Source organism: Lentzea alba (assembly GCF_047445655.1).
Lineage (GTDB): Bacteria > Actinomycetota > Actinomycetes > Mycobacteriales > Pseudonocardiaceae > Lentzea > Lentzea alba_A.
The window spans coordinates 160,526-184,732 of the sequence record NZ_JAJAEG010000012.1 but is presented as its reverse complement, the minus strand read 5'-3'; the positions used below and the strand labels follow the sequence as shown (position 1 = coordinate 184,732).

The following is a 24,207-nucleotide window of genomic DNA, read 5'->3' as shown; positions in this document are numbered from 1 at the left end:
ATGATTCATCGGATTAGTTCGGCTGGAATCGCGATCATTCCTCATAACCCGTTCCCGTTCGGTTCCCGAGCGCGAGCCGGACCGCGTCCGCGCGGGAGTGCAGGCCGGCCTTGGCGAACAGGTTGTTGATGTGCGTCTTCACCGTGGCCTCGCTGATGAACAGCCGCCGGGCGATCTCGCCGTTGCGCAGACCCTCGCCGATCAGGTCGAGCACCTCGCGTTCGCGGGCGGTGAGGTCGAAGCCGGGTTGCTCGACGGGTTTGCGGCTCGCGAGGTCCAGCAACCGCAGCTGCACCGCGGGGTCGAGGATCGCGTTGCCCAGCACGATCGTCATGACCGTTTGACATCCTCTCCGTCCTAAAGGGCGGAGATTCCCTCCACGCTGCGCGTGGGCCGCGCGGCGTCCGGGCGGGTTACCGCTTCGCGGCGCGGTGCCGGCACACGTGCTGGTCTTACCTGCGCTCCACGGTCGTTTGAGTTGTCCGCCTGTCCGGCGGCCAACACGTTCCTGGCGGCGTTGATGTCCCGGTCATGGGCGCTGCCACATGGGCACGTCCACCACCGCACGGACAGCGGCTTCGGCCCGTCGATCCGTCCGCACTCCGAACAGGTCTGTGATGTGGGCGTGAACCGGTCGATCCGGGCGAAGGCGCGTCCGTATCGGGCCGCCTTGTACTCCAGCATGCCGGTGAAACCGGCCCAGCCCGCGTCGTGCACGGACTTCGCGAGCTTCGTACGGCCCAGGCCGGCTACGCACAGGTCCTCGACGTACACCGCTTGGTTGTCGCGGATGATCGCCGTGGACAGCTTGTGCTGCCAGTCCCGCCGCGTGTCGGCCACCTTCGCGTGCGCGCGGGCGACCTTGATGACGGCCTTCTTGCGGTTGTTCGAACCCTTGACCGTGCGACTGACCGACTTCTGCAATCGCCGCAGCCGGCGTGCCGCCTGGCGCAGGAACCTCGGCGCAGCCACCTATACCTGCTGCTGCTGAACTTCCCGCAAGGTCACGATCTCGAAGCTGGTCAACCCCCTCCGCACGGGCCTTCACCACCGGACTGAAGCCCGACGCACTGGCCCGCACTACAGGTAGCGGGGTGGAGATCCGTCTCCACCCGAGGGTTGAGGGCTGGGGCAAAACGGGTAGATCAGATCATGGACTGGATCACGCGGCTCATGGAGGCACTCGGCTCCCCCGGCGCGGGCCTCGCGGTCGCGCTGGAGAACGTGTTCCCACCGGTGCCGAGCGAGGTGATCCTGCCGCTGGCGGGGTTCACCGCCGGTCAGGGCAAGATCTCGCTGATCGCCGCGATCCTGTGGACCACCGCGGGTTCCGTCGTCGGCGCTCTGCTGCTGTACGGGCTGGGCGCGTGGCTCGGCCTGGAACGGATGCGCCGGATCGCCGACAAGCTGCCGTTCGTCACGGTGTCCGATGTGGACAAGGCGGACGAGTGGTTCGACAAGCACGGCACCAAGGCCGTGTTCGTCGGGCGGATGGTTCCGGTCGTGCGGAGCCTGATCTCCATCCCGGCCGGGGTGTCCGGGATGCCGATCGCGAAGTTCACCCTCTACACCGCGGCGGGCAGCCTGGTGTGGAACACCGCGCTGATCCTCGCCGGGTACGCGCTCGGCGAGAACTACCAGCTGGTCGACCGCTACCTGGGCTGGGTGTCGACCGTGGTGCTGGTGGCGCTGGCCATCGCCATCGGCTGGTTCGTGGTCTCCCGCGTCAAAGCGGCGCGCCGTTCGTAGAACACCGACGCCACCGCGATCGCCAGACCTGCCAGCGAAAGCCCCACGCCGACCCACGCCGTGGACGTGTAGCCCCACCCCGCCGCGATGGCGAGACCACCCAGCCACGCGCCCGCGCCGTTCGCGACGTTGAGCGACGAGTGGTTGGACGAGGACGCCAGCGACGGCGCGTCCGGGGAGGCGTCCATGAGCCGGATCTGCAGCGCTGCCGCCAGGATCTGCACGACGAACCCGAGCAAGAACAAGAAGACGAACATGAAGAACGGGATGCTCGCCGTCAGCCCGAACAGCACCAGGATCACGCAGACCGCGATCAGGCCGCCGAACACCGAGCCCATCGCGGAGCGGTCCACGAACCGGCCACCGAACGTCGCACCGAGGGTCATGCCGAGCCCGAACACCGCGAGCATCCACGGCACGATGCTCGCGGGCAGCCCGGCGACCTCGGTCGTCAGCGGGGCGACGTAGGAGTAGACGGCGAACATGCCGCCGAAGCCGATCATGCCGGTGAAGATCGCGAACCACACCGTCGGACGACCGAACGCGCGGACCTCGCCCTTCATCGACGCGCCCTCGACCTTCGGGACCCGCGGCACCCACGCCGCGATCGCCGCCGCCGTGATCAGCGCGATCACCGAGACCGCCAGGTACGCCGTGCGCCAGCCGATCTGCTGGCCCGCCGCCGTTGCCAGCGGTACGCCGACGAGGTTCGCCACAGTCAGTCCAACCATCACGCGCGCGACGGCTGTGCCCCGCCGTTCGGGAGCAACGAGCGTGGCGGCGACGACCGCCGCGATGCCGAAGAACGCGCCGTGCGGCAGTCCGGCGACGAACCGTGCGAGGAGCAGGAGGGTCTTGTCCTGGGCGGCCGCCGACAACCCGTTGCCCAACGCCACCGCGAGCATCAGGCCGATCAGCATGCCCTTGCGCGGAAGCTTCGCGCCGAGCACCGCGATCAGCGGCGCACCGACGACAACTCCGGCGGCGTAGAGGCTGATGGCGTGGCCGGCCTCGTAGTCCGGGATGCGGAAGGTCTCCGCGATCTGCGGCAGCAGGCCCATCGTCGCGAACTCGGTCGTACCGATGCCGAACCCGCCGAGCGCGAGCGCGGTCATGGCGCGGGTCGTGTTCAAGGCTCCCCCATCAGTTAGCGACAGGAACGATTTTACGGTCGTTCTGACGCGCTTCAGAAGCCTTCTGACCAGTGCGACTGCTCACACGCCGCTCCAGCAGCACGGACACGATCGCAACCACGAGGCCGCCGGTCGCCAGCAGGGCACCGATCCAGTTCGGGGCCGTGTAGCCGAGGCCGTTCTCAATGGCGAGCCCTCCGAGCCACGCACCACCGGCGTTGCCGAGGTTGAACGCCGCGATGTTCGCCGCCGAGGCCAGTGCCGGCGCGTTCTTCGCGGTCTGCATGACGCGCATCTGCAGCGGCGGCACCGTCGCGAACCCGGCCGCGCCGAACAGCACGATCGTGATGGCGGCCAGCGGCATCGAGTGCGCGGTGAACACGAACGCCGTCATGACCACGACCAGCGCCGTGAGGATGACCATCACGCTCTTCATCACCGACCGGTCGGCCGCCTTGCCGCCCACCAGGTTGCCCGCGAACAGCCCCACGCCGAACAGCACCAGCAGCCACGTCACCGCTCCCGACGAGAAGCCGGCAACCTCGGTCATCATCGGCGCGATGTAGGTGAACGACGCGAAGACTCCCGCAAACCCAAGAGCGGTCATCAGCAGTGCGAGCCACACCTGCGGGTTGCGGAACACGGCCAGTTCGCTGCGCACGTTGCTGGGCTGCTGTTCCTGCCGTGGCACTAGGAACAGGATGCCGAGCAGACCGATCACACCGAGCGCGGTGACAGCCCAGAACGTCGAACGCCAGCCCAGTTCCTGCCCGAGCGCCGTGCCCATCGGCACGCCCAGAACGTTCGCCACGGTCAGACCGGTGAACATCAACGCGATAGCACTCGCCTTGCGTTGCGGCGCAACGAGGTCCGCGGCGACGACCGATCCGACGCCGAAGAACGCACCGTGCGCCAGCGCCGCGACGACCCGGCCGCTCATCAGCACGCCGTACGTCTCGGCGAGGGCGGAGACCATGTTGCCCGCGATGAACAGGCCCATCAACGCCGTCAGCATCTTCTTGCGCGGCAGACGTCCACCGAGGACGGTCAGCAACGGCGCGCCGATGACGACACCGAGCGCGTAACCGGAGATCAGCAGGCCCGCACTGGGGATGGAAACGCCCAGGTCGTTGGCCACCTCGGGCAGCAGGCCCATGATCACGAACTCGGTCGTGCCGATGGCGAAGGCGCTGATCGCGAGGGCGAGCAGAGCGACAGGCATGTCACACAGTCCTTGAAGTCGTAGGTTGTCCGCGTGGGCAATAGTTGCATACGCGGGCAATTGCAAGCGACTCCTGAATCGGTGAAGCTCGTCACGCGCTTGGTTCGGCGACGCACGCGGCGAGGGACTGGCGGTCGTCGGCGCGCAGAGGCGCCGACCTCGCCGCAGCCCGGCGCACCCAAGGACGACGACGCAGCCGAGGACACAGGTGGTGAGGGATGGCCGGCCGCCAACGAGCAGTTCGCACCAGCCGTCGGTGGCACAGGGACGAGTCAGGCGACCTTCAACGACCCCTGCCGTCGCCCCGACATGCGCAAAAGGCCGGTCCCGTGGCGTCGGGACCGGCCTCCTTGCGTGGCGCTAGCTCAGATTCGCGGGACCTCGACGAAGGTCCGGCCGTTGAGCGGCTGCGTCGCGCGGGCATTGCCCGAGGTGAACAGCCCCTTGAAGCGCGCGATCGTCGCGGCCGTGACGTGCTGCTCGCCGGTGAGGTACCACTCGACACCCTCGGTGAACGGCGCCGTGGTGAGCGAGCCGGTGTAGTGCAGCGTGTGGTGGTTGAGCGGCAGCAACCGGTTGAGGCTGATGGGCTCGATGTCCACCGGGTCACCGCACTCGGGCGCGAGCTTCGCCAGGACGTCGTCCACGACGGAGTGCGAGCCGACGACCAGCGGCACGCCGACCACCAGCAGCTTGCCCGCCGCGCTGCGGTGCACGAGGTGCATCTCCAGCGGCGTGTTGCGACCGCCGAACTGGTGCTCGGACGGCGTGTGGAAGTGGAACTGCACCAGGTCGTACCTGGTGCCGGCGACGGTGACGTGGCCAGAACCGGGCTGGACCTCCGCCTCCTCGGTCTCCTCGTGGTCGCGGGTCGTGCAGCCGTCCGGCTTGTCCGTGTCCTTGCGGATGTACTTCAGTTCGAGCGCGGAGGTCCCGTACGTGACGTCCAGCTTGGGCGCGTTCGGGTCGAACCGGATCGCGTTGGCCGTGACGTTGACAGGGCTCTGCTTCGGTGTCCCCGACTCAGCCGTGCCGACCGCGAAGAAGGACGCGGTGAGCACCAGCGGAAGTAGAGCCGGAAGGGACCGTCTTAGGTTCATTGCTCCACTTTTCACCCGAACGAGTGAAATGGGGAAGTGGAGTGTGGTCGCGCTCTCACCTTACGAAATAATTCCCGCGTCTTGATTGGTTCACGACACCTATCAAACGTTCCGGAACTGAACCGCTCCAGCCGCGCGAGCTGCAGTAAGCGCAGGTCAGATCACCCTCATTCGACGCTTGCCCCAACAACAACTGACTGACCAATCAGGATTACCGGACTTGTACCGGGAATTGACGAACCTCCCCGCTTTTAACCCCCATTGTCCGATTCGCACCCATTGGCCGGATTCGAATGGAACGAATCGGACTCGACGACGATTACCGTCCGTGATCTACTCGCCCGATGGTCACCGTCGCCGACGTCCGCGCCGTGGCACTGTCGCTACCGCGCACCACCGAGCACCTGATCCGCGACCGCGTGAAGTTCCGCGTGGGCCAGATCGTCTACGCGGCGCTGTCCCGCGACGAGACCGTGCTGGGCTTCGGCTACCCGCGCGAGGAACGCGAGGCCCTGGTCGCCAGCGACCCGGTCAAGTTCGCCTTCCCCAGCCAGTCCGACATGCGCTTCCAGTGGGTGCACGCCTCGATGGCCGAGCTCGACGTCGAGGAGATGACCGAGCTCGTCATCGGCGCTTGGACGATGGTCGTGCCCAAGAAGGTCATCCGCGAGCACCTCGGTGAGGACTACCTTTAGTCAACACTGAAGCTATTGAGCACACCATCGCTGAGCGAGACGAACGTGCCGTCGCGGTGTGCGGTCGGCCGAAACCCCTGCACCAGACCGATTCGCGCACCGCGATCCGGATCCCAGACCTCGAACCCGTCCGCGCCGCTGACGTACAACAGTCCTTTGTGGCCCCACATCGGGCCGACCGGGCCCGCGAACGGTTCTCGCTTGCGCCCGCTCGGCACCTCGTGCAGTTCGACGCCGTCGAGCATCGCCTCGTCGTCCTCGCCGATGCGCTGGATCGCCACCAGGTCCGCCGACAGCCAGGCGACCGGCTGATCCCACGCGTACCAGCGCTGGCTCAGCGAGTGGCGGGGCGGTTCACCACCGTCCACGAGCCACGCCTCCAGGTCGAGGACGGACGGCAGGCCGGCAGGACTCCACGCCCAGCTGTCGTCCAGCACCCGGCGGCCACACGGGCTGAGCGTGAGACGTCCGTGGAACAGCACGCCCTCCGGCTCCCGCTCCGTCAGCACCGCGCCGGACAGCAGGTCGAAGACGTCGAGCCGGTTCCAAGCTGTCGCCGCGACCACCCGTTCATCTGGCAGGAACGCGATCGGGAACGGCGTCCACTCAACGTGATAGTTCCCGCGGTCCAGCTCCAGCACGACCGCTCCTGACCGCAGATCAACGATGACGGCCCGCTGCCCGTGGTCGACGACCACCGCCGCGTAGCAGCCATCGGCAGACGTGTGCAACGCGAGCAAGGGCGCCCGTCGGCCCGATCGTTCAACCTCAATCTCGATGGGCGCTTCACACACGAGACCCTTGTCCAGGTCCACAAGCCCGTCGGCAGTCAGCGCAAGCCAACCGTGCGGCAACGGCGCGAGGCACCTGTCGTTCAGCAGATGCACCCGGCAATGCCGTGATGTGAGGCTGCCCCGCACCTCGCCGTCCTCGTGCCGGACTTCGGGCGTGCCCTTCCACCCGAGCGCGTCGCCCGAGTCCGCGGCCCGCTCGACGCATCCCTCGCACACCGTCATCAGCACCGGCGCGTCGACGCACTCCTCGCACGCGAGGTCGAACCGCACCATCGACCCGGTGAGCAGTCGGTAGTACCCAGGCGGTTCCTCCGCCACCAGGTGCTCGCACATCCGCGACGCCCCGGCCTCGGCCGCGTGGCCGCACTCGAGCAGTCTCACGAAGATCGAGACTACTCAGCACACAGGCACCCCACCCCGCGTTCGATCCACTCCCGCCCGGCCCACTCGGGGTACCGCTCGATCAACACCGCCCGCACCTCCGCCACGACCTCGTCCAGAGCCATCGCGGAACGCCGCCGCCAGGTCTCGTCCCGCAGCTCCCGCAGGTAGTCCCGCACCCCCTGCAGCACCGCAAGATCCCCCACCGACCCGTGTCCCGGCACCACGACCCGAGGTGAGCCGGCGATCAACCGGTCCATCACCGAGATCCACTCCACCCCGGACACGTCGGTGTCGTGCGGCGGGAACCAGGGAAAGATCGCGAACTGGCCGGTCTCGGCCAGGTCCCCGGTGAACAGCACGCCGGCGTCCGGCACCTCGATCACCTGATCCCCCAACGTGTGCCCGCGCCCGGTCGGCCGCAGCACCACGGCCCGCCCACCGAGATCGAGCTCGCAGACCCCGTCGAACACCACGTCCGGCACGGGCACGGAGACGTCCGCCAGCCGATCAGCCACGAAACCACCGAACCCTCGGAACATCTCCAGATACCCGGCCCCCTTCCGCGACAGATCAGCAGCCTGAGCCCGGTTCACCACGTACGAGGGAAACACCGAGGCACCGAACGCGTGCTCCGGATGAAAGTGCGTCGTAGTCAGGTGAACACGCCGCCCAGCAGCCACCTCCAACGCGAACGCGAGCACCTCGGACGCGTTGGCGACACCCAGCCCGGTGTCCACGACCAGCACAGCGTCGCGCCCCAGGACAACACCGACGTTCGGCACCAGCCCGACGTCCCGGTTCGGGATCACCAGCACATCGGCGGCCACCTCGACGGCGCCGGAAACGTCCACAACGGGGTCAGGAAGGTTCATGCCCCCGACTCCACCGCCACACCACACAGCACGTCCAAGACCAACAAGGACTCGCCGATACCGGACGAGTATCGTCGCTGATCATGGAGCTGCGGACGCTGGGTTATTTCATCGCGGTCGCCGAAGAGCTGCACTTCGGGCGCGCCGCCAAACGACTCCACATGAGCCAGCCGCCGCTGAGCCGGGCGATCAAGCACCTCGAGAACGACCTCGGCGTGAGGCTGCTGCACCGCTCCCCCGCCGGCGTCACGCTCACCGAGGCCGGACAGACCCTGTTGCACGAAGCCAAAGCGCTGCTCGACCACGCCGACCGCATCCGCGCCAAGCTCGCCAGGACCACGATCACCGTCGGCATGCTCGCCGGCCACGGACCACCCCAGCTCGCCACGGCGTTCCGGCAGCAGCACCCGCACGTCGAGATCCGGATCCGCGAGACCGACCTGACCGACCCGACCTGCGGCCTGCGCACCAACCAGGTCGACGTGGCGCTGACGCGCGGGCCGTTCGACGAGACCGGCCTGAAGACCAGGATCCTGCGCCATGATCCGGTCGGCGCGGTCCTGAGAGCCGACGATCCGCTCGCACGAAGAGACCACCTCACCACCGAAGACCTCGACGACCGGGTCTGGTTCCAGTTCCCGGAAGGCACCGACGAGATCTGGCGGAGCTACTGGAACGGCGGCAGACCGCGCAAAGGCCCGACCGTTCGCGGCGTTCAGGAGTGCGTGCAGTCCGTGCTGTGGAACGGCACCGTCGGCCTGGCACCGCTGGGCCACGACCTCGGCGACGAGCTCACGGTCGTGCCGCTCGTGGACCTGCCACCGAGCCCGGTCGTGATCGCGTGGACCAAGGACGATCCGCTGACCAGGGCGTTCGTCGAAGCGGCAGTCAGAGCACTTTACATCTAGCCGCCACTTGTCAAATGGCTTTACAACTCCTACCGTTTTGTAAAGCCCGACGAGAGGAGCGACGATGACCGGCACCGTCACACCCGGCTCGACCGAGCAGTGGAAGGACAGCAAGCGCTACCTGTGGCTGATCGGCCTGGTGGTCCCGTCGCTGGCCTTCGTCGCACTGGGCCTGCACGACCTGACCGGCTGGGGCGTCTGGCTGTGGATCGGGCCGATCGTCGTGCTGGTGATCGTTCCGGCCATCGACCTGATGGCGGGCCTGGACCGCTCGAACCCGCCCGACGAGCTCATCGAGGCGCTGGAGCAGGACCGCTACTACCGGTGGATCACGTTCCTGTTCCTGCCGATCCAGTACGCGGGCTTCGCGCTGGCGTTTTACGTGATCGCGACCGGCGATCTGTCCGTTGTGGACAAGATCGGGCTCGCCATCTCCATCGGTGCCATCGGCGGGATCGGCATCAACACCGCGCACGAGCTGGGGCACAAGAAGGAGAGCCACGAGCGCTGGTTGTCCAAGATCGCGCTGGCGCAGAGCTTCTACGGCCACTTCTACATCGAGCACAACCGCGGTCACCACGTCCGCGTCGCGACGCCGGAGGACCCGGCCAGCGCACGGGTCGGTGAGAGCTTCTACCGGTTCTGGCCGCGCACCGTCGGCGGGTCGATCAAGAGCGCGTGGCACCTGGAGAAGAAGCGGTACGGCCGGCGCGACAGGCATCCGTACCGCATCGGCAACGACGTGCTCAACGCGTGGCTGATGTCGGCGGTGCTGTGGGGAGCGATGATCTGGTGGCTCGGCGCCGGCATCCTGCCGTACCTCGTCCTGCAGGCCGTGGTCGGCTTCTCGCTGCTGGAAGTCGTGAACTACATGGAGCACTACGGGATGCTGCGGCAGAAGGTCGGGGTGCCCGGCCGGGTCCGGTACGAGCGGGTGAACCCCAGCCACAGCTGGAACTCCAACAACATCGCCACGAACGTCCTGCTGTACCACCTGCAGCGGCACAGCGACCACCACGCCAACCCGGTGCGGCGCTACCAGACCCTGCGGGACTTCGAGGAGTCTCCGGTGCTGCCCACCGGGTACGCGGGGATGATCCTGCTCGCGCTGGTGCCGCCGGTGTGGCGCCGCGTGATGGATCCCCGCGTCCTCAAGCACTTCGGCGGCGACATCAGCCTGGCGAACATCCACCCGCCGAAGCGAGAACGTGTGCTGGCCCGCTACCCACTACCAGCAGCAGCCGAGCACCACACCGCTGCGGAAGCGACCCTCGAACAGGACGCCACCGGTGGCCGTTGCCCGGGCTGCGGCTACGTTTACGACGCCGCGCTCGGCGCTCCCCGCGAGGGGTTCCCGGCCGGAACCCCGTGGTCGGCCGTCCCCGACTCCTGGTGCTGCCCGGACTGCGGGGTGCGGGAAAAGGTCGACTTCGTCTCCATCGGAGCCACATGACGCCACTGCGCGACGCGATCCTGGCGGTCACCGCCAAGCTCATCACGGACCAGGGCTGGCAGGCGGTCACCATGTCGCGGCTGGCCGCCGAGCTGAACGTGAGCCGGCAGACCGTCTACAACGAGGTCGGCGCCAAGCCCCAGCTGGCGGAGGCGGTCGTGCTCGCCGAGCTCGACCGCTTCCTGAAACTGGTGACCGACGCGTTCGACGAGCACCCCGGCGACCTGCTCGCCGCGATCCACGCCGCCGTCCGGAACGTGCTGGAGTTCGCGCAGGACAACACCTTGCTGCACGCCGTGGTCTCCGCGACGCACGGGGCGAACACGGAGCTGCTGCCGCTGCTCACCACCCACACCGACGGCCTGCTGGACACCGCGAAGACCGCGGTGTCGCGCTGCCTGCAGGCCTACGAGCTGCCGATCTCCGAGCTCGACATCGTGGTCGACCTGCTCGTCCGGCACGTGCTCAGCCACGTGATGCAGCCGTCGGGCACGCCCGCGGACACCGCCGACGCCGTGACGTGGGCAGCGGCCAAGCTGCTGGCCTAGAAGTCGTCGCCGCTGGTCAGCTCGTGCTCGATGGCGTCCGCGCGGGCGACCAGCAGGGCGAGCGGGCGCTCGAACTCCTCCCGGATGTCCATGTCCTCCAGCGGCGCCAGGTGCTTGAGCAGCGCGAGGCCGTCCACGACCGCCGCGCCGCCGATCTCCGGCGCGCCGCACAGTTCGAGCAGGCGCTGCAGATCGATCTCGGCAGCCCGGCCGACGGGTGAGGAGATCTCGACCCAGGCCTTGCCGTCCAGGTCCGGCAGGTGGTGCACGGAGACCTGCTGCGTCCGCTCGCCCGCGGTGGCGAGCCGGAAACGCAGCCAGTCGCCGGTCTCCTCCAGCACCTCGTGCCGGACCCGGACATAGTTGATCACTTCGGTCCACGACGTCACGCCGGACACCGTAGCGTTGAGAACCGCCGGAAGCGCGGCTTTCAGCGTGCGGCACGACCGCCTGTCGACAAGGCGAGCGACCGCAGGAACGGCGCCCGGTCGGCCTGCGGCAACCGGCCGAGCACCTCGTCGAACAGTTCACCGAGCACCTCCGAGGTGGCGGCGACCAGCTCGCGGCCCTCGTCGGTCACGTTGACGACCTGGGCGCGACGGTCCTTTTGCGACGGACTGCGTCGCCAGGCCGTCCTTCTCCAGCGCGTCGACGAGGTGGACCATTGCGGACTTGTCGAGGCAGGCGCGGCCGGCGATCTCGCCCTGCGTCTTCTCGCCCTCGTCGGCGCACGTCAGCACTGTCACGGCCCGTGGTGTGGTGCCCTCCAGCCGCTGAGCCGCCAGCAGTTCGACGTCGCGGCTCAGCAGCTGGAGTTGGACGACCAGATCACCGGTGGTGCGGGCAGTGCTCATGCCCCGAGCGCTAGCCGCGGCTGTAACCCCACCTGGTGCGGCTCAGTGCGTCCTCGACGCCGGTGAAGCCCTCGTTCGGCACGAAGTGGTCCTCGCCGAAGTCCATGTCGGTGTCGTCGGCGTTGCCCCCGATGCCGTCCGCGCCGACCGCGAACATCGCCGCCGGGTTGCCACCCTGGTCCATCAACGTGTCGTGCTCGTTGAACTGGTGCTGGTGCCACGAACCGGAAAGGTGCCCCAGCTCGTGCGCCGCGATGTTGCCCAGCGCCCGGCCGACGAAGCGGACCTTGTCGCTGCCCGGCTTGACGTACGTGTTGAGCGAGACGGGCGAGCCCGCGGGTGAGCTCAGCAGGTCGAGCTGCACCAACCCGGTCTCCTCGTGCCCGAAGTTGCCGGGGTCGATGGACTGGGCGATGGCCACGGTCTCCACGCCGGACTCGGCGATCGTGCCGCCGATGACGAGACGGCTGACGTTCTTCTGGCCCCACGGGTCGGCGTGGTCGCGGCTGTTGAGCAGCTTCACCCCGTACTTCCCGTGCAGCGCCAGGTTCTCCCGCACGGTCTCGAACGCGACGGACACGACCGCGTTCTCGTCGGCCGCGGAAAGTCCCCAGTTCGCCAGGAACTTCGAGAGCGGCGACAGCTGCTTCTCCCCCGGCACACCCCACACGCTCGTGTCGACGAGAGCACCGTTGAAATCCACGAACACCGTCTGCAGACCGGCCTTCTCGCTGCCGGGCCGGAACGCCTTGACCGTCAGCTCGTAGCGGCCCGCGCCGTCCTCGACGCCCACCGAGTAGCGACCGTCGCGCGGCGCCACGAAGTCCGCGACCGCGTTGCCGCCGCCGGGCAACGGGCTCTCCTTCGGGTACACGCCGGAGAAGTCCTGCTGGGAGCCCATCACCAGGCGTCCCCTGGTGTCGTGCACGACGACCTTCCGCGCCGCACCGGCGACGGATGCGCCGATCACGTCGCCCGCCTTGAGGTCGACGGCGAAGAAGTCCTTGTCCCCCTTGCCTTCGCCGGCCGCGAGCGTCAGTTCGTAGGTGCCTGACGTGTTCTGCGTGCCGGTGACGCGCACGTAGAAGTCGGCGCCCGCGGTCAGCTCGACGTCGAGCCGCGCGTCGGTGCTCACGCCGACCGTGTCGTTGGCCGCGATCTCCTTGCCGGCGGCGTCGAACACCGTGAGAACGGTGTCGAGGTCACTGCCGTCGGTGCGGGTCGCGATCGTCGTCAGCCCTGCGCCGCGCAGCTTGTAGTAGTCCTGGTCTGCGCCGGCGATCTTGCCGGTCGTGCGGATCGCCCGGTGCGTGGTGCCGACCCCGGAGTCGCTCGCGGTCGCTGCGCTGTCGTTGGGTTCCGCGAACTCGGCGACGTTCGGCATGGTCGGGTCCGCGAGCAGCGATCCCGTGAAGACAGCGCTGCGGTGCTTGCGGAAGTCCGTCGACTCCGCGAGCCATGGGTTGTCGTTGCGACCGCGCTGGGCCGCCGGTTCCCGTTCCGCGTAGGTGTATCCGGGCGCGGCGGCGCTCAAGACCCGCGCCCTGGCCTTGGCTTCCCGCGCCTGTGCGGCCTTCGCCAGGTCGACCCTGCCCGGATCCGCCAGGAACGCGAGCAACGGGTCGGGCTGGACCGGTGCCGGCGCGGCGACTGCGGTCTGCCCGCTCAGCACCAGCGCGGTGACGGCGATCGCTGACAGTAAACGCATGCATCCCCCTGGTAGTAGATCAAGCTAGACCTACACCGTCAGAAGGACGCAAGACCAGGGTTCTGGCCCAATCAAGACAGGTGGACGGACACCGCGTAGTCGCCGTCCCGGAACTCTTCCCGGTCCCAGGTCGCGAACCGTTCGACGAGCTTCAGCCCGGCTTTGGCGCAGTGCTCGTCGTACTCCTCGACCGTGTACCCGCGGTTGAGGCTGAAGCCGGCGATGAGCACCTTGCCGACGTGCCGGGCAACGCCCGCGACCAGCCTGTCCTGCGTGCCGGGTGCGGTGAACAGCGGCACGTTGCCCGCCATGACCACGACGTCGAACGTGCGCTGCAGATCCAGTTCGGCCAGGTCAGACCGCACCCAGGTGATCTCCGGAGCCTGCTCCCGCGCGTACGCGAGCATCGACTCGTCCAGGTCCGCACCGACGACCTCGATCCCGTGCCGGGCCAGCTCGATGGCGACCCGCCCGGTGCCGCACCCGGCGTCCAGCACGGTCTTCGGCGCGTAGGCCCGCACGAAGGCGGCCTCGCCGTGCACGTCCACTCCCGACTCGGCGAGCGAGTCGAACCTGCGCTGGTACTCGGCCCCGTTCCACATGTCCCGGAGCATAGATCCGAAGATCGGCGGATACCGCCTGGGTGAGAGCGCTGCCAAGGTCGAGTTCATGACGCGCTTTCTGCTGGCAGTGGCGTTGCTCGTGGCCGCGGCCTCACCCGCGCAGGCCGCACCCGCCCGCTGGGTCGGCACCTGGGCCACCGCGCCGTCCTCGGCCGTGCCCGGCACCGAGAACGGCTATCCGAACTTCTCGATGCGCAACATCGTGCACGTCAGCGCGGGCGGCCGCGAGATCCGCGTCCGCCTCTCGAACGCCTACGGCACCACCCCGGTGACGTTCGGCCAGGTGACCGTGGCCCGCGCGGCAGGCCCGGACACGCCTCTAGCCCTGCCCGGCACCATGCGCACGCTGACGTTCGGCGGCGCACAGTCGATCACCGCCCCTCCCGGCGCCGACGTGATCAGCGACGGCGTGGCGCTGACCGTGCCCGCCGACTCCGACCTGCTGGTCAGCGTCTTCACGCCGTCGCCCGGCGGCCCGGTCACGCGCCACGAGCTGACCATGCAGAACTCGTACTTCACCCGCGACGGGAACTTCACGGCCGACGAGTCCGCCGCGGCGTTCCGCGAACGCACCACCAACTGGCACTTCGTCTCCGGCGTGGACGTCCGCTCGTCTTCCTTGCGCGGCAGCGTCGTGGCACTCGGCGACTCGATCACCGACGGCGCGAACTCGACCTGGGGCGCGAACCTCCGCTGGCCCGACCAGCTCGCCGACCGCATCAACACCCGCCTGGGCGTCCTGAACGCGGGCATCAGCGGCAACCGCCTGCTGCTGGACGGCGGCTGGGCGGGCCCGAACGCGCTGTCCCGCCTGAACCGCGACGTGCTGACCCAGTCCGGCGTCCGCACGGTCATCGTGTTCGAGGGCATCAACGACATCCAGCAAACCCCGCACCAGACCGACCCCGCGAAGATCATCGCCGCACTGAAGCAGATCGCGTCCCGCTCGCACGACCGCGGGCTGCGCGTGATCGGCGCGACGATCACGCCGTTCAAGGGCTGGTTCAGCTACACCGACGAGCTGGAGTCGGTGCGCCAGGCCGTGAACGCGTTCATCCGCACCAGCCCGGACTTCGACGCCGTCGTCGACTTCGACGCGGTGATCCGGGATCCGGCGGACCCGCAGCGGATCAGGCCAGACTACGACCAGGGCGACCACCTGCACCCCGGCGACAAGGGGTTCGAGGCGATGGCTCGCGCGGTCAGGATCGCCACCCTGTGATGACCTACGAGGCGTCCGTGCCGGTGTACTTCCAGCGCGTGTTCCTGGGGAACTACCCGATGCCGCTGACCGACCTCCCGCACGACAACCACGACTTCGAGTCGACCGCGGTGTCGGCCGGAGACGCCATCGGACTCAACAGCGTCACCAGCAACCACACCGCGCACGTGACGATCGAGGTGTTCGACTCCGCCGCCGAGGTACCGGCCGAGGTCCGGGCACAACGCCCGCTGCACTGGTTCATCAGTTCGGCGAGGGAGATCGCCCTGACCGACATGGAGGGCATGCCCGCTTTGGTGCTGCCCGCTCTGCCCGCGGGTCGGGTGCACTGCGCGGTGACGTGCACCGGGCGCGAGGAAACCTATGCCGCGAGGCACTTCGAGCACCGCGAGGACGTGCGGAACGTCGAACGGTGGCACGTCGCGATCTGGCCGGACACACGATCGGGCGGTTGATGTTCGGCGCGCGCCGGGTTCCGGCTAACCGGGCGCATGCGTGTCATGATCCTCGCCGTTGTTCTCACGGCCGGCGTGACGGCCTGCGGAACGCCGGCGCCCCAGAGCCAGCCGCAGTCCCAGTCCAGCCCCGCGCCCACCTCTGCCGCCGACAAGCAGCAGCCCACGGTCAAGGCGGAGCTGACCGTGCAGGGCAAGCCCGGCCTGGGCCTGCTCGCCGCGACGAACCAGGGCTCGGCGCCGATCACGTTCCAGGGCTGGCCGAAGCTCTCCTTCACCAACCTCGCGAACGAGCCCGCCGCGATCCCGGTGGAGCAGAAGCTGGTGCCCGGTGAGGGCCCGTCGATCACCCTGCAACCGGGTCAGACGGCGTTCGCCGGTGTCCAGCTCGACACCGAGGACGACGCCAACGCCTTCGCCATCGGCTCAATCACGGCGGAAGTTCCGGGCACGGAACCGACGAAGGTCACGATCATCGGCACCGACGGCCAGAACATCACCGACATCAGCAAGATGAAGGTGAGCGAGGCGAAGGTCGGCACGATGCAGCCGGCCACGCAGGGCGTCCTGGTGTTCGACTGACCCCAGGACGCCCCGGTGCGTCAGCCCTTCATCCAGTGGTACTGCAGGTGCACCTCCCACGGCTTCGCGACCCGGTCGAGGAACATCAGGCTGTCCATCCGGCAGTTGCAGGCGTTGCCCTCGCGGTTGTTCTGCGGGTAGCTGCCGCCGATCTTGATGCCGCGCGGGTTCGTCGCCGACGCGACGTCGGGTTCGGGTTCGCCCTCCAGCTTCCACGGGTCACCGGCCACGACGTACTTGCCGGTCAACGGCTTTCCGTTGCGGTACAGGGCCATCGCGCCGGTGTCGAAGTCGAACGTCGCCGCGAGGAACACCCACTCGTTCTGCGGCAACAGCTTCTGCCAGTCCTCGATGGCCGCGAACGTTTGCGACTCGCCGCCGTCGACGCGCCTGGCCAGTGCGACCAGTTTCAGCTCACCGTCGACCCCGATCAGCTCCAGCAACGCGCGGACGGCGTGACCGTTGGAGTCACCCGAGAGCACGCCGGCCAGGCCGATCGCGCCGTAGAAGTCGTTCGGGTTGGCGGAGTTCGAGTTCGGGGCCGGGTTCTGGCCCGTCATCTTCACCCAGCCCATGATCGACGCCTGGCGCGTGCCGTTGAACGCCTTCAGCGAGGGCACACCGGCTTCGGTGTAGAGGCCGGCCTTCCAGTCGTCGTTGCCGGCGACCGTCGGGTTGACCTGCTTGAGCTGCAACGAGTTGCGACTGCGCCAGAACGCGCCGTCCCGCACGCGCATGTCGCCGCCGCCGTTGATCAGCTGTAGCGACGTGCCCGAGCGGCCGCGGTCCTGTTCCAGGGCCTTGTTGCCGCGCACCGGGTGTTCGAAGTCGTAGTACGACACCAGGTTGCGGGACAAGGTCGGCAGGACGGTGCCGAACGTGGCCTGGGCGGGGGCGGCGAGGCCGACGCAGAACGCGACGGCCGCACCGAGAACGAGCAGACGTCTCATCACCGAACTCCCTTGCCGTGCACGCGGAGGTCGCGCAGACGGCCGATGTTGTCGAACGAGCCGAAGCCGACGCGGCCCGACGCGAAGGTCTTGTCCACGGCGGTCATCAAGGGGAACCGTGAGCCGTCCATGTAGACCGCGATCTCGCCGGTGTCAGCGCAGTGTTTGACGCGCACGCGGTGCCACGCGGTGTCGGTCACGGCCGGCGCGGCGCCCACCGATCTGGCCTCGTCCCATTGGAGGTCAAGGCGTTTCCGGTCGGCGTTGTTGACGACGAAGATCCCGTTGTGCGGGTAGATCTTGTTGTCCGACGACAGATGCGCATAGTAGAACTCGGTGTCGGACTTGTAGCCGAACACGATGATCACGTCCCGGTTCGACTCGGCCACCGGGGTGTCCAGCCGCACCTGCGCGTCGATCTGCACCGAACCGAACTCCGGCCCCTTCTTGAGCACCGCGTACTCGAACGGCCGCCGCGGGCCAGGACGTGCGACACCGGGCTGGGCCAGCACGACCTCACGTCCGGGGAACTGCCACAGAGCGGGCGTCACCGGCTGCCACGAACGTGCCGAGGTGGCGCCGGAAACGTGGTCGTGGCCTGACCTGCAGGCGGCGAAGGTGCGAGCACCCGTCACCTTCCAGATCTTGCCGTTCGCCTTGGCCAGCACGTAAAGCTCGCCATCTGCGTCCTGCCCGAACCGCAGATCGACACGATTGGGATCGTTGACCAAAGCCTTCAACGTCGTGAGCTGACCGCCCGAGTAGACCATCATCTCGCGCGTGGTGGCCATCGGCTTGCCCGCGCGCATGTCGCGTTCTTCGGCGTAGTAGATGAGACCCTTCACGCCCTCGCCGTAGATGTACTTGCCGCGCAACGAGGGGATCTTCGAGCCGCGGTAGACGAAGCCGCCCATCAACGCGTTGCCGCTGTCCGCGCACGGCCGTGAGGAGGCGAGCCGGTTGTGGTCGAACGCCGCGACCGGGTAGGTGTAGCCGTACTTGGCGTCATCGGCGGGCAGCGGGAACACGCCGCACGACGGGTCGCCCTTGCGGTAGGCCCAGTTGCCCTCGCGTTCGCTCCAGCCCAGGTTGGCGCCCTTGCGCACCTCGTACACGGAGTCGACGGCCTTCTCGCCGATGTGGCCGAGGAACATCTTGTGCGAGCCGCGGGAGTCCCAGCTGAAGCGGTACGGGTCGCGCATGCCGTACGCGTAGATCTCACCGAGCTTGCCGGCCTGGCCGACGAACGGGTTGGAGCGCGGGATCCCCCACCTGCCGTTGACACCGTTGGTGCCGGCCGGGTCGACGCGCAGGATCTTGCCCTGCGGCAACGAGAGGTCCTGCGGCAGCGTCGTCGTGAGGCCGATGCCGCCGTCGCCGGAGGCGATGTAGAGCAGGCCGTAGTCCTCGTCCCACCAACGGGCGTTGGGGTTGAACCCGATCTCCTGGAAGCCGTGGATGAACGACGCGTAGCCGACGCGCATGAGCTCGCGGTGCGTGCCGGAGAAGACGTCGGCGCGGGGATCGGTCGCGGTCCACTCGGTGATCACGCCGTGCACCACCGAGTTCGCGGACGGCAGGTCCGGCGTCTTGCCGGTCAGCGCCGACCCGGTCTCGGTGTGCACGGTGTAGAACTTGCCGTTACGGGCGAACTTCGGGTGGAACGCGGTGAACCCGAAGCCGCTGCCCAGGCCGCGGTGGCTGTGGAAGTCGGGCCCGACCACGGCACCCAGGTCCAGGTAGGCGTGCTGCACGCCGTGGTCGAGCAGGTAGAGCTTGCCGTTCATGTCCGGCACGAACAGCCGGCCGGAGCCGTCGGGCACCTCGCCGAGGTAGTTGATCCGGTTGTGGCGGCGCAGCCTGGCATCGGTCGGCGGCGGCACCGGCTTGGACTCCGGCAGCTGCGCGACCTCGGTCAGCTCCAGCCCGAGGCCGGACGCACCCGGCGTGGGCAACGGATCTGCGACAGGCAGGTCTTGGGCGGAAGCGGTCGGCACGAACAACGCTGAGAGCACGAATGTTGTGACAGCCAAACGACATAACCGTCTGTACATCCCCACCACCCTGTGGGCCAGGCCGTGGTTCACGGCAGCGGAAAGCGCTTTCCCTGCGGCGGCCACCGGAATCTACCTAGCGGACAGGGTGGTTACAACCCCTTCACCTCCGAGGTTTGGTGACCCACTCGTACTGCGCGCGCACCTCGTCGGCGGTCAGCGCGCGGTCCAGGAACATCAGCCCGTCGAGCCTGCAGTTGCAGGCGTTCGTCTCGCGGTTGTTCTGCGGGTGACTGCCGCCGATCTTGATTCCGCGCGGGTTCGTCGCCGACGAGAAGTCCGGCTCGGGAGGTCCGATGACCTTCCACGGGTCGCCCTTGACCGCGTAGGCGCCTTCGACCGGCTTCCCATCCACGTACAGGCCGACCGTGTTGTTGTCGAAGTCGAACGTTCCGGCCAGGAACACCCACTTCCCAGGCGGCACCAGCGTCTTCCACTCGGCCTTCGACACCCAGAACTGCTTGTCGCTGCCGTCCACGCGGCGGGCGAGCGCGATCAGCTTCATCGAGCCGCCGTGGTTCTCCGTCTCCAGCAACGCCCGCGCGGCGTGCCCGTCCGAGTTGCCGGTCAGCACGCCGGCGAACCCGATGGCTCCGTAGAAGTCACCGGTGCCGGACGAGTTCGAGTTGCGGGCTGGAGCCTCACCGGTGATCTTCACCCACGTCATGATCGACAGGGCCTTCACCTTGTTGAACGCCTTCATCGACGCGACGCCCTTGGAGTCGTAGACCCCGGCCTTCCAGTCGTCGTTGCTCGACTTGTTCGGCTGCACCTGCTTGAGCTGCATCGACGTCTTCGAGCCGGGGAACGCGCCGTCGGCCGTCCGCATGGCCGCCCCGCCGTTGATCAACGTGATCGGGGTGCGCGAGTCCGCCCGGCCGATGTCGTCCTCCTTCTTCGCGTCACCCGCCAGCGGGTGTTCGAAGTCGTAGTGGTGCACCACGGCCGACGCGATGCCGGGGAACACGTCGGATGGAGGCTGGGCCTGCGCCGGTGCGGCCAGCGCGAACACCAGGCACAGTCCCGGCAGAGCTTTCCTCATCACTGGCCCTTCCCACTGATCCGGAGGTCGGCGACGCGGCCGATGTTGTCGAACGAGCCGAACCCGACCCGGCCGGACTTCAGCACCGAGTTCGTCGCCGTCATCAACGGCTGCGAGGAGCCGTCCACGTAGACCGCGATCGCCCCGGTGTCCACGCAATGCGTGACCCGGATCCGGTGCCACTTCATGTCCGTCACGGCGGGTGGCGCGCCGACCGAGCCGTTCCACTGGTCGTCGATGCGCAGCCGATCGGCGTTGTCCACGAGGAAGATCCCGTTGTGCGGGTAGATCTTGTTGTCACTCGACAGGTGCACGTAGTAGAAGCGGTTGTCGGACTGGTGGCCGAACACGATCACGACGTCGCGGTCCTTCTGCGAGACCGGAGTGTCCAGCCGCACCTGAGCATCGATGGTGACGTTGCCGAACGCCGGACCCTTGGTGACGACCGCGTACTCGTTGGGGCGCCGTGGTCCTGGACGCGTGGTGCCCGCCTTCGACAGCACGACCTCGTTACCGGGGAAGCGCCAGCGCGAGGTGGTGATGGGCTTCCAGTCCTTCGCGGTGGTGACGCCGCTGACGACGTCGCTGCCGGGGTCGCAGGCCTGCAGGGTCTGGATCGTGCCGGTGACCTTCCAGATCTTGCCGTTCGCCTTGGCCAGCACGTAGAGCTCACCGGCCGCGTCCGTGCCGAGCCGCAGGTCGACGCGGTTCTTGCCGGCCAGTGTGCGCATCGTCGTGCGCTTGCCCGCCGAGTCGAACACCGCGAGCTCGAACGACTTCGCGATCGGCGCGCCGGCCCGCATGTCCTTCTCCTCGGCGTAGTACAGCAGGCCCTTCACGCCTTCGCCGTAGACGTACTTGCCCTGCAACTGGGGAATGGCGTTGCCGCGGTAGACGAACCCGCCGATCAACGCGTTGCCGCTGTCCCCGCAGCCGCCGTTGGGCCGGTTGTGGTCGAAGCCCGCGACCGGGTAGGTGTAGCCGAACTTCGCGTCATCGGCCGGCAACGGGTAGAGCTGGCACTTGGGGTCGTTGCGCCGGTAGGTGAGGTGGCCTTCCCGTTGTCCCCAGCCGAGGTTCGCGCCGGGCTTCACCTCGTACACCGACTCGACGACCTTCTCGCCGATGTGGCCGAGGAACATCCTGCCGTTGTCCCAGCTGAACCTGTACGGGTCGCGCAGGCCGATCGCGTACAGCTCGGCCAGCGGCGATCCGGGCTTGCCCAGGTACGGGTTCGTCGGCGGGATGCCGTACTTCTTGTTGCCGGAGTTGGTTCCGGCCGGGTCGATGCGCAGGATCTTGCCCTGCGGCACCTTCACGTCCTGCGGCACGTCCGACCGGTAGCCGATGCCGCCGTCGCCGACGGCCAGGTAGAGCAGACCGTCCGGGCCGAACCCGATCTCCTGGAAACCGTGGAGGTACATGGCAAAACCGATGCGCAGGAGTTCGCGCTTGGATCCCGCGAACGCGGCGGCCTTCGGGTTGGTGGCCGTCCACTCGGTGATGACACCGTGCACCACCGCGTTCGACGGTGACGGAAGATCCGGTTTGCGGTTCTTCAGCGCGTCTTTGGCTTCGGTGTGCGCGGTGTAGAACTTGCCGTTCGTCGCGAACTGCGGGTGGAACGCCACGAACCCGAACCCGCTGCCGAGTCCCTGGTGGTTGTGGAAGTTCCCGCCGATGGTGGCGCGGACGTCGAGGTACGTGCGCTGCCCGCTGCCGTCGCGGTTGAGCGTGTACATCTTGCCGTTCATGTCCGGCACGAAGAACCGGCCGGAGCCGTCCGGGATCTCGCCGAGGTAGTTGACCCGGTTGTACTGCTTCAGCCTGCTGTCCCCGGCGGTGGGCGTCGTCGACGACTGCGGCAACCGCGCGATCTCCTGCAGCTTCACGCCGATGCCGGACGGTGCGGGCGTCGGGAGTGGATCGGAGACGGGGCCGGGCTGCGCGGCTGCTTGTGGCACCAGGGAAGCCGCTGTGAGCGCCAGCGCCGCGAACAGCACCGAGAACGATCGTCTGGACACGTCCACCACCTCGTGGGTCAGCTGGAAAGCGCTTACCACGCGGCGGCGTGCCAGACTTTACCCACGGGTGACCGCAGTCACAAGCGTCAGGCGCCGACGGCCCAGAAGTAGCCGGTCGCGAACACCAGCGACATCAGCGGCAGCGAGAAGCCCGACACCGGCGGAAGCACGGCGGCGGCCTGCTGCTTGATCTCGTCCTGCGGCAACCAGAGCCCGAGCACGGCGTTCTTCCGGAAGAACAGACCCGTCACGACGAACACGACGAGGAAGACGCGGTTGATCGGCGGGATGAACGGCAAGGCCGGCGCCAGGAACAGCCACGCGACGAACAACCCGAGCACCAGCACCGTCCTGCCGAACCACCAGACCTGGTCGATCGACCGGGCCGCCGTGCCCCGCATCAACCAGATCACCGCCGCCCCCAGCGCGACGGTGACCAGGAGCAACGCGACGCGGAACTCACCGGCGAGGAGCGAGCCGAGCGCGGGAGCAGCGGCGAACCCGAGCAGCACCCTGCCGAACAGCAGGTAGTCGGTGACGGGGGTGGGCGCGCGGAACGTGTCGACGCCCATCGGCGGGGCCACCACCCCGCGCCGCGCCGGTTGCCTGGTGATCGCCATGCGCAGGAACTCGTACAGCCCCTCCGGGTTCTGCTCGCGGAAGTCGAGCCACTGCCGTCGCCGCAGCTCGTCGTCCGCCAGGCGCAGGCTCGTGGCCAGCACGAACACCACGCGGTCCCCGTGGATCCCGGTCGCGTTGCGGAGCACCGTCTCGGACGTGCCCGCGGTGACGATGACGAACAGCCAGCCGGGGTCGACCTCGTCCTCCACGAACCCCGCGGCCGTGCAGGCGTGGCTCACCAGGTGCGCGAGCGGTTCGTCGTCCGGCCGGCACCAGATCCGGTAGCTACTGGAGCCGGGCAGCGCGTTCTTCAGCTCCGCGAACTTCGGCTCGTAGGCGGCCCAGAGCGGGCCGAAGCGGCGCAGCCTGCGGCGGCCGGGCTCGCCCCTGACCCGCAGCCGCAGGTGGTCGTGGCCCTTGCCGGTCGGCATCGCGAGGTGCACGTTGCGGGAGTAGCGCAACAGCAGCATGCCGAGCACGGCCAACGCGGCGCCGAAGAGATAGGGCCACGCCGGGTCCGGCCGTCCTCTCGACGGCAGGGTGATGATCACGCAGCACACCATGCAGAGCTCGATCACGAAGAAGCCCTCGCGCAACGACGTGGGCGACGCCGAACGCCGGTGGAGGCGCACCATCACGTACACCAGCGCGGCCACGCCGACGCCGTTCATGAGAGTGAAGGCCAGTCCGGCCCGTGACACGCCCGCGTGCACGTCCAGATAGGCCTCGTGGATGTTCCAGACGAGCGTGGCTCCCACCCCCGCGGCTGCCGTGCCGTACCCGAACGCCAGCCACAGCAACACCATCTGCACGGAGATCGGGAACCGGCGGCGTTGCGGTGCCGGCCTGCCGTTGAGCACGTCAGCGAGTCCGCGCGCCTGCTGGAAGAACCTGCCGCGAAGGTCGTGCACCCGGCTCAGCCCAGGCGGCAGTTCCGTGGCGCGCAGGAGCGCCACGTGCACCGGTTTGCCGTGGCGCAGTGCCCGTTGCCACTCCTCCGTCACCCACCTGGACGCCATCGCGTCCGGCGACGCCAGCAGCACCACGGCGTCCGACCGGTCGATCGCGCCGTTGATCGCGATCTCCCAGTCGGTACCGGGTCTGAGCTGCTCGACGTCGAGCCAGGTGTCGAACCCGGCGTCGGTCAGCACCGAGGTCAACGCCTCGGCCGCGTGGAAGTCCCTTCGCGAGTAGCTGACGAAGATCTTCTGCAC

Annotated in this window: 25 protein-coding genes; 8 read left to right on the top strand and 17 right to left on the bottom strand. The window is 68.3% G+C overall.

Annotated features, from left to right (window positions below; translation table 11 throughout):
- Nucleotides 1-34 precede the first annotated feature (34 nt).
- Nucleotides 35-334 (bottom strand): response regulator transcription factor, encoded by a 300-nt coding sequence (locus LFM09_RS21525; protein ID WP_414098309.1) that lies wholly within the window; start codon nucleotides 332-334, stop codon nucleotides 35-37.
- Between the two features lie 23 nt (nucleotides 335-357).
- Nucleotides 358-972, bottom strand: a complete 615-nt coding sequence (locus tag LFM09_RS21520) for an RNA-guided endonuclease InsQ/TnpB family protein (RefSeq protein ID WP_414098308.1) — start codon at nucleotides 970-972, stop codon at nucleotides 358-360.
- Between the two features lie 180 nt (nucleotides 973-1,152).
- Here LFM09_RS21520 and LFM09_RS21515 point away from each other — a divergent pair, with 180 nt between their 5' ends.
- Nucleotides 1,153-1,749 (top strand): DedA family protein, encoded by a 597-nt coding sequence (locus LFM09_RS21515; protein ID WP_414098307.1) that lies wholly within the window; start codon nucleotides 1,153-1,155, stop codon nucleotides 1,747-1,749.
- Here LFM09_RS21515 and LFM09_RS21510 read toward each other — a convergent pair.
- From LFM09_RS21510 to LFM09_RS21500, 3 genes are all read right to left on the bottom strand, one after another.
- Nucleotides 1,653-2,882 (bottom strand): MFS transporter, encoded by a 1,230-nt coding sequence (locus tag LFM09_RS21510; RefSeq protein WP_414098306.1) that lies wholly within the window; start codon nucleotides 2,880-2,882, stop codon nucleotides 1,653-1,655. The genes LFM09_RS21515 and LFM09_RS21510 overlap by 97 nt on opposite strands.
- 10 nt (nucleotides 2,883-2,892) lie before the next feature.
- The gene (locus LFM09_RS21505) at nucleotides 2,893-4,104 is read right to left on the bottom strand and encodes an MFS transporter (protein WP_414098305.1); all 1,212 of its coding nucleotides are present in this window, start codon (nucleotides 4,102-4,104) and stop codon (nucleotides 2,893-2,895) included.
- A gap of 365 nt (nucleotides 4,105-4,469) precedes the next feature.
- Nucleotides 4,470-5,165: a carbonic anhydrase family protein gene (locus tag LFM09_RS21500; RefSeq protein ID WP_414098304.1), complete on the bottom strand. Its 696-nt coding sequence runs from the start codon at nucleotides 5,163-5,165 to the stop codon at nucleotides 4,470-4,472.
- A 383-nt stretch (nucleotides 5,166-5,548) separates the two neighbouring features.
- On the opposite strand from LFM09_RS21500, the gene LFM09_RS21495 reads away from it, so the two are divergent.
- A complete protein-coding gene (locus LFM09_RS21495) occupies nucleotides 5,549-5,899 on the top strand; it encodes an MmcQ/YjbR family DNA-binding protein (protein ID WP_414098303.1) in 351 nt (116 codons plus the stop codon).
- Here LFM09_RS21495 and LFM09_RS21490 read toward each other — a convergent pair.
- Nucleotides 5,896-7,074 (bottom strand): YncE family protein, encoded by a 1,179-nt coding sequence (locus LFM09_RS21490; protein ID WP_414098302.1) that lies wholly within the window; start codon nucleotides 7,072-7,074, stop codon nucleotides 5,896-5,898. The two genes, LFM09_RS21495 and LFM09_RS21490, sit on opposite strands and share 4 nt — an antisense overlap.
- Before the next feature lie 11 nt (nucleotides 7,075-7,085).
- Nucleotides 7,086-7,949, bottom strand: a complete 864-nt coding sequence (locus tag LFM09_RS21485; protein WP_414098301.1) for an MBL fold metallo-hydrolase — start codon at nucleotides 7,947-7,949, stop codon at nucleotides 7,086-7,088.
- An 83-nt stretch (nucleotides 7,950-8,032) separates the two neighbouring features.
- On the opposite strand from LFM09_RS21485, the gene LFM09_RS21480 reads away from it, so the two are divergent.
- The 3 genes from LFM09_RS21480 (at nucleotide 8,033) to LFM09_RS21470 (ending at nucleotide 10,858) form a co-directional block, all read left to right on the top strand.
- Complete coding sequence (locus LFM09_RS21480; protein WP_414098300.1) at nucleotides 8,033-8,857, top strand: LysR family transcriptional regulator; 825 nt, start codon at nucleotides 8,033-8,035, stop codon at nucleotides 8,855-8,857.
- Nucleotides 8,858-8,921: 64 nt separating this feature from the next.
- On the top strand, nucleotides 8,922-10,310 hold the full coding sequence (locus LFM09_RS21475; protein WP_414098299.1) for a fatty acid desaturase: 1,389 nt from the start codon (nucleotides 8,922-8,924) through the stop codon (nucleotides 10,308-10,310).
- Nucleotides 10,307-10,858, top strand: coding sequence for a TetR family transcriptional regulator (locus LFM09_RS21470; RefSeq protein ID WP_414098298.1), 552 nt, complete (start codon nucleotides 10,307-10,309; stop codon nucleotides 10,856-10,858). The genes LFM09_RS21475 and LFM09_RS21470 overlap by 4 nt, the downstream gene beginning before the upstream one ends.
- Here LFM09_RS21470 and LFM09_RS21465 read toward each other — a convergent pair.
- From LFM09_RS21465 to LFM09_RS21445, 5 genes are all read right to left on the bottom strand, one after another.
- Nucleotides 10,855-11,247 carry a hypothetical protein gene (locus LFM09_RS21465; RefSeq protein WP_414098297.1) on the bottom strand — a complete coding sequence of 131 codons (393 nt, stop codon included), beginning with the start codon at nucleotides 11,245-11,247 and terminating at the stop codon, nucleotides 10,855-10,857. The genes LFM09_RS21470 and LFM09_RS21465 overlap by 4 nt on opposite strands.
- A gap of 41 nt (nucleotides 11,248-11,288) precedes the next feature.
- Nucleotides 11,289-11,438 (bottom strand): hypothetical protein, encoded by a 150-nt coding sequence (locus LFM09_RS21460; protein ID WP_414098296.1) that lies wholly within the window; start codon nucleotides 11,436-11,438, stop codon nucleotides 11,289-11,291.
- The gene (locus tag LFM09_RS21455) at nucleotides 11,386-11,712 is read right to left on the bottom strand and encodes a MarR family transcriptional regulator (RefSeq protein ID WP_414098295.1); all 327 of its coding nucleotides are present in this window, start codon (nucleotides 11,710-11,712) and stop codon (nucleotides 11,386-11,388) included. The genes LFM09_RS21460 and LFM09_RS21455 overlap by 53 nt, the downstream gene beginning before the upstream one ends.
- 10 nt (nucleotides 11,713-11,722) lie before the next feature.
- The gene (locus LFM09_RS21450) at nucleotides 11,723-13,420 is read right to left on the bottom strand and encodes a hypothetical protein (protein WP_414098294.1); all 1,698 of its coding nucleotides are present in this window, start codon (nucleotides 13,418-13,420) and stop codon (nucleotides 11,723-11,725) included.
- Nucleotides 13,421-13,491: 71 nt separating this feature from the next.
- Nucleotides 13,492-14,022 carry a class I SAM-dependent methyltransferase gene (locus tag LFM09_RS21445; RefSeq protein ID WP_414098293.1) on the bottom strand — a complete coding sequence of 177 codons (531 nt, stop codon included), beginning with the start codon at nucleotides 14,020-14,022 and terminating at the stop codon, nucleotides 13,492-13,494.
- A gap of 67 nt (nucleotides 14,023-14,089) precedes the next feature.
- Between LFM09_RS21445 and LFM09_RS21440 the strand changes: the two genes are divergently transcribed.
- Genes LFM09_RS21440 through LFM09_RS21430 form a run of 3 tightly spaced genes read left to right on the top strand, consistent with a single transcriptional unit; the run spans nucleotide 14,090 to nucleotide 16,302 of the window.
- Nucleotides 14,090-15,265 carry an SGNH/GDSL hydrolase family protein gene (locus LFM09_RS21440; RefSeq protein ID WP_414098292.1) on the top strand — a complete coding sequence of 392 codons (1,176 nt, stop codon included), beginning with the start codon at nucleotides 14,090-14,092 and terminating at the stop codon, nucleotides 15,263-15,265.
- Complete coding sequence (locus LFM09_RS21435; protein WP_414098291.1) at nucleotides 15,262-15,720, top strand: hypothetical protein; 459 nt, start codon at nucleotides 15,262-15,264, stop codon at nucleotides 15,718-15,720. Before LFM09_RS21440 ends, LFM09_RS21435 begins: the two co-directional genes overlap by 4 nt.
- A gap of 36 nt (nucleotides 15,721-15,756) precedes the next feature.
- Nucleotides 15,757-16,302: a DUF4232 domain-containing protein gene (locus LFM09_RS21430; RefSeq protein WP_414098290.1), complete on the top strand. Its 546-nt coding sequence runs from the start codon at nucleotides 15,757-15,759 to the stop codon at nucleotides 16,300-16,302.
- Nucleotides 16,303-16,322: 20 nt separating this feature from the next.
- Here the strand turns inward: LFM09_RS21430 and LFM09_RS21425 are convergent, their stop codons facing one another.
- From LFM09_RS21425 to LFM09_RS21405, 5 genes are all read right to left on the bottom strand, one after another.
- Nucleotides 16,323-17,252: a hypothetical protein gene (locus LFM09_RS21425; RefSeq protein ID WP_414098289.1), complete on the bottom strand. Its 930-nt coding sequence runs from the start codon at nucleotides 17,250-17,252 to the stop codon at nucleotides 16,323-16,325.
- Entirely contained in the window at nucleotides 17,252-19,267 is a 2,016-nt protein-coding gene (locus LFM09_RS21420) for a PQQ-dependent sugar dehydrogenase (protein WP_414098288.1), read from the bottom strand. The genes LFM09_RS21425 and LFM09_RS21420 overlap by 1 nt, the downstream gene beginning before the upstream one ends.
- A gap of 142 nt (nucleotides 19,268-19,409) precedes the next feature.
- A complete protein-coding gene (locus LFM09_RS21415; protein ID WP_414098287.1) occupies nucleotides 19,410-20,348 on the bottom strand; it encodes a LamG-like jellyroll fold domain-containing protein in 939 nt (312 codons plus the stop codon).
- The gene (locus LFM09_RS21410) at nucleotides 20,348-22,372 is read right to left on the bottom strand and encodes a PQQ-dependent sugar dehydrogenase (protein ID WP_414098286.1); all 2,025 of its coding nucleotides are present in this window, start codon (nucleotides 22,370-22,372) and stop codon (nucleotides 20,348-20,350) included. The genes LFM09_RS21415 and LFM09_RS21410 overlap by 1 nt, the downstream gene beginning before the upstream one ends.
- Before the next feature lie 86 nt (nucleotides 22,373-22,458).
- Nucleotides 22,459-24,207 carry a toll/interleukin-1 receptor domain-containing protein gene (locus LFM09_RS21405; RefSeq protein ID WP_414098285.1) on the bottom strand — a complete coding sequence of 583 codons (1,749 nt, stop codon included), beginning with the start codon at nucleotides 24,205-24,207 and terminating at the stop codon, nucleotides 22,459-22,461.